The sequence below is a fragment of the Halomonas sp. TH-94 genome, assembly GCF_057473365.1.
Genome location: NZ_JBYCKL010000056.1, coordinates 1 through 4,626 on the forward strand (window position 1 = coordinate 1; position 4,626 = coordinate 4,626).

The 4,626-nt window shown below is 64.4% G+C and carries 4 protein-coding genes; 1 reads left to right on the forward strand and 3 read right to left on the reverse strand.

Features of this window, described 5'->3' with window-relative positions; all coding sequences use genetic code 11:
* From relA to cysM, 3 genes are all read right to left on the reverse strand, one after another.
* Positions 1 to 1,988: GTP diphosphokinase (gene relA, locus AC2VNO_RS10730; RefSeq protein ID WP_486934128.1), on the reverse strand; the 1,988-nt coding region annotated here is incomplete at its 3' end.
* 4 nt (positions 1,989 to 1,992) lie between these two features.
* Complete coding sequence (locus AC2VNO_RS10735; RefSeq protein ID WP_486934129.1) at positions 1,993 to 3,414, reverse strand: TRAM domain-containing protein; 1,422 nt, start codon at positions 3,412 to 3,414, stop codon at positions 1,993 to 1,995.
* A gap of 1 nt (position 3,415) precedes the next feature.
* Positions 3,416 to 4,312, reverse strand: a complete 897-nt coding sequence (gene cysM / locus AC2VNO_RS10740) for a cysteine synthase CysM (protein ID WP_486934130.1) — start codon at positions 4,310 to 4,312, stop codon at positions 3,416 to 3,418.
* Between the two features lie 117 nt (positions 4,313 to 4,429).
* On the opposite strand from cysM, the gene AC2VNO_RS10745 reads away from it, so the two are divergent.
* Positions 4,430 to 4,626: hypothetical protein (locus AC2VNO_RS10745; RefSeq protein ID WP_486934131.1), on the forward strand; the 197-nt coding region annotated here is incomplete at its 3' end.

Consider the following 4,626-nt stretch of genomic DNA (forward strand, 5'->3'; position numbering starts at 1 on the left):
CGCTGCCCCCACTCCACCGCGATCACCCGCTGTGGTTCGTCGATGCGCAGCTGCAGGATGTTGGGGCAATCCTGGCGGTGTACGGTAACGCCGCGTCCCTGGGTGATGAAGCCGACGATCGGCTCGCCGGGTACCGGATGGCAGCAGTTGGCCATGTTGGTCTTGAGATTGCCCACGCCCAGCACGGTGATGTCGCTGGCACCGCCCTTGGCCTGGTCACGCTTGGGCTTTGCCAGCAGGCGGTCGAGCTGCTCCTGATCGTCGGTTTCGCCGAACAGCTGCTGAGCCTGGTGCAGCACCTGACCGATACGCAGATCGCCCGCCCCGAGCGCTGCGTACATGTCCTCGGGGGTCTGATAGTTGACCTTATGGGCCAGGGTGTCGAGGTCCATGTCCTCCACGTCCAGGCGCCGCATTTCACGATCGAACAGCGCCTTGCCCTCCTCCACGTTCTGTTCGCGGGCCTGATGCTTGAACCAGGACTGGATCTTGGCCCGCGCCCGCGAGGTGCGCACGTAGCCGAGGCTGGGGTTGAGCCAGTCGCGACTGGGCCCGCCCTTGCTGGCAGTGAGGATCTCGACCTGCTGGCCGGTTTTCAGTTTGTAGGTCAGCGGCACGATGCGACCGTCGACCTTGGCCCCGCGACAGCGGTGGCCTACCTCGGTATGCACGCGGTAACCGAAATCGATGGGCGTGGCGATGCGCGGCAGGTCGATGACGTGGCCATCGGGTGTGAACACATAGATGCGGTCCGGCGCCACGTCGCTGGAGAGTCCTTCGCGCAGGTCGCCGAAGTCGCCCACTTCGTCCTGCCACTCGAGGACCTGGCGCAGCCAGGCGATCTTCTCCTCGTAACTCGAGCTTTTTCCGCCGGTGTCGTGCCCCTTGTAGCGCCAGTGGGCACAGACACCGAGCTCGGCCTCGTCGTGCATGGCGAAGGTGCGAATCTGGATTTCAAGTACCTTGTTCTCCGGCCCCAGCACGGCGGTGTGAAGCGACTGATAGCCGTTCTTCTTGGGGTTGGCGATGTAGTCGTCGAACTCGTTGGGTACATGATGCCAGCGCGAGTGAACCAGCCCCAGCGCGGTGTAGCAGTCGGCCACCTCAGGCACCAGCAGCCGTACCGCCCGCACGTCGTTGACCTGGGAGAAATCGATCCGCTTGCGCTTCATCTTGCGCCAGATCGAGTAGATATGCTTTGCCCGCCCGCTGACCTCGTACTGGTTGATGCCCTGGGCTTCCAGCATACCCTTGAGCACCTCCACCACGTCGTGGATGTAGCGGTCTCGATCCAGGCGCTTCTCGGCAAGCTGCCGGGCGATCGCCTTGTAGTCGTCCTCGTGCAGATAGCGGAAGGAGAGATCCTCCAGCTCCCACTTCACCTGGCCGATGCCCAGCCGATGGGCCAGCGGGGCATAGATGTCGAACACCTCGCGGGCCACCTGCAGGCGCTTCTCGCGGGGGGCATCCTTGACCTGGCGCAAGGCACAGGTGCGCTCGGCAATCTTGATCAGCGCCACGCGCACATCGTCGATCATGGTGACAAGCATCTTGCGCAGGTTGTCCTGCTGATCGTGCTGCACCAGGCCCTGACTTGGTACCTGGGCATTGCTGATGGCAGCCATCTGCAATACGCCATCGATCAGCTCCGCCACTTCCTTGCCGAACCGACGACCCACGGCATCGATGGAGATCAAGCCCTCGCGTACGGCGCGATACAGAACCGCCGCTTCCAGCGCCGACTGGTCGAGCTTGAGCAGGGCCAGGATGTCCGCCATCTCCAGGCCCATTCGGTAGGTCGTATCCTGGGGCAGCCAGGCCTTGTGGGGACGGTCGGCTTCAAGGGCAAGGCGCTTGGCAAGATCGCAGGCCTCACGCATCTCGCCAGGATCGCGCAGCTTGACGTCTTCCTGGAGTCGCTCCAGCCAGTGGCCGATATCGACGTCGCCATTGTCGTTCAACGGCTGGTCGTCGCGGACTTTCACCATCTCTCTAGACTCCTTGCGATGACGGCTGCTCTGCACCATGTTCGAACAGTAGCAGGGACTCCAGGTGTGAAGTGTGCACAAACATGTCGGCTATCGACACCCGGACGATGCGATAACCACCATGCACGAGTCGTGCCGCATCGCGCGCCAGCGTGGCGGGGTCGCAGGCTATGTAGACCAGCCGCGAGACCGGGCGTTCGACCAGGGCGCGGCATGCCGCATCGGCACCATCGCGGGGCGGGTCCAACACTGCCAGGTCGGGGGCATATTGCTTCAACAGCACCAGAACCGCGGCCTCGTCGTTGAGATCGGCCTGCCGCGCCTCGATGTCGAGCGCGTTACTCCGGGCATTGGCGTCGAGCCGCGTCACCATGGCTGCGCTTCCCTCCACCGCCACGACCTGAGCGCCATCGGCCGCCAGCGGCAGGCTGAAGTTGCCGATACCGGCGAAAAGGTCCAGCACGCGCTGGCTGGCAACCGGGGCCAACCACTCCCGCGCCGTGGCGACCAGTAGCCGGTTGACCTGCTCGTTCACCTGGATGAAATCGCCCGGCGCAAAGCCCAGTTGGAGCTCCTGCCGTGATGTCGGCAGCCGGTAGCTGAGTCGCGGCGTATCGCCCAGCCACGTCAGCTCAGGCTCCTCGCGACCCAGCAGACAGGCCACGGCCACGCCATGAGCCTGACCGAAGTCACGCCAGCGCTGAAGATCGGCGCGGTTGTCGCGCAGCTGTCTCACCACTACCACCCTGATGGCGTCGGCAGCCATGAGCTCCAGGTGACCCACCAGGCGCGGCGCCTCGAGTTCGGCCAACAGTTCTCGCAGCGGTTCTATCAGCGCCGAGAGTTCGGGCACCAGCACTGCGCAGGAGTGGATATCGACCAGGCGGCTGGCGTGACGCGCACGAAAACCGAGATGTACGCCGCCCTCGGCATCCACCTTGACTCCCATGCGGGCACGACGACGATAGCCGAGCGCTTCCCCCTGCAGCAGCCCCGGCGGCTCGGCAAGTGCGAGTCCCTCGCGGGCCAGCAGCTCGGCAAGCACCGCACGCTTGTGCTCGCGCTGAGCCGAGACCGCCTGATGTTGCAGGTCGCAGCCGCCACAATGGCCATAGTGAGGGCATGGCGGGCTGACCCGCTCGGCCGCCGGCTCGATCAGTTCACGCACATGCGCTTCATCGAAGCGCTTGCGGGTACGATGCACGGCGACGGCAACCTTCTCGCCCGGTAGTGCCGCGTCGATGAACAGGGTCTTGCCGCTGGCGGTGTGCGCTACGCCGCGACCGTCGTGCGCCAAGCGCTCGACGCTGACGGCCTCGCCTTCGGCCTGCGGCGCTTCCCGACGGCGGGCAGCGGCGGGCTGTTTTTGCAGCCCCGAGACGCCGGAGCGCTGACGCGCCGGCCGTGGCTTGCCGAGCATGGCCACCTCAAACCTCCGGGGCGAACAGCCCAGTCGAGAGATAGCGGTCACCACGGTCGCAGACGATGAACACGATCACTGCATTTTCGACCTCTTCTGCAACACGCAGAGCACCGGCCAGGGCACCGCCGGAGGAAACACCGGCGAGTATGCCCTCTTCACGCGCCAGACGACGCATGTGCTCCTCGGCCTCGTGTTGCCCGATATCGAGAATGCGGTCGACACGGGTGGCATCGAAGATGCTGGGCAGGTATTCCGTGGGCCAGCGACGAATACCGGCGATGCTTGCGCCGTCTTCCGGCTGCAGCCCGATGATCTGGATGTCCGCGTTGCGCTCCTTGAGATAGCTCGACACCCCCATGATCGTTCCGGTGGTCCCCATGGAGCTGATGAAGTGGGTAACGCTGCCGTCGGTCTGCTCCCAGATCTCAGGGCCAGTGCCGCGATAATGAGCCAGGGGATTGTCGGGGTTGGCGAACTGGTTGAGCGGTTTGCCCTCGCCCCGCGCAATCATCGCCTCGGCCAGGTCGCGAGCCTCCTCCATGCCCCCTTCCTTGCTGACGGTGATCAGCTTGGCTCCGTAGGCGGCCATGGCCTGCTTGCGCTCGCTGGAGGCGTTGTCGGGCATGATCAGCACCATGCGATAGCCCTTGATGGCAGCCGCCATGGCCAGCGCAATGCCGGTATTGCCAGATGTTGCCTCGACCAGCGTGTCGCCCGGCGTGATGTCGCCGCGCGCTTCGGCCTGCTCCAGCATCGATAGCGCCGGGCGATCCTTCACCGAACCTGCCGGATTGTTTCCCTCCAGCTTGGCGAGAAGCGTATTGTTGCGCCCCGCCGCGATCCGCTTGAGCCGCACCAGCGGTGTATGGCCGACGACATCCTCGATGGTGGGAAATTGCATGTAACCGTCCTTAGGCTAACGTCTTTTCCTTAGTATATCCGCGCCACCATCCACTGGACAGGCATCCCCAGCCAATGTGGCATACTGGTTAGATGGTTCGTGATCAAGGAAAGCCGGATGTCGCTCGGAAATCGTCTGACACTGTGGATACTGTGTCTCCCCCTGCTGGTGCTGCTGCTGGTGGCAATCTTCGTACTGCACCAGGACACCGAATGGCGCAAGTCGGCCTTGCGCGACCGCATCGTCACGGCAGTCGAGCAACAAGGGCCGGAAATGGCTCGTGCGGTGCTGGATGATGCCCAGCCCCGGCTCGA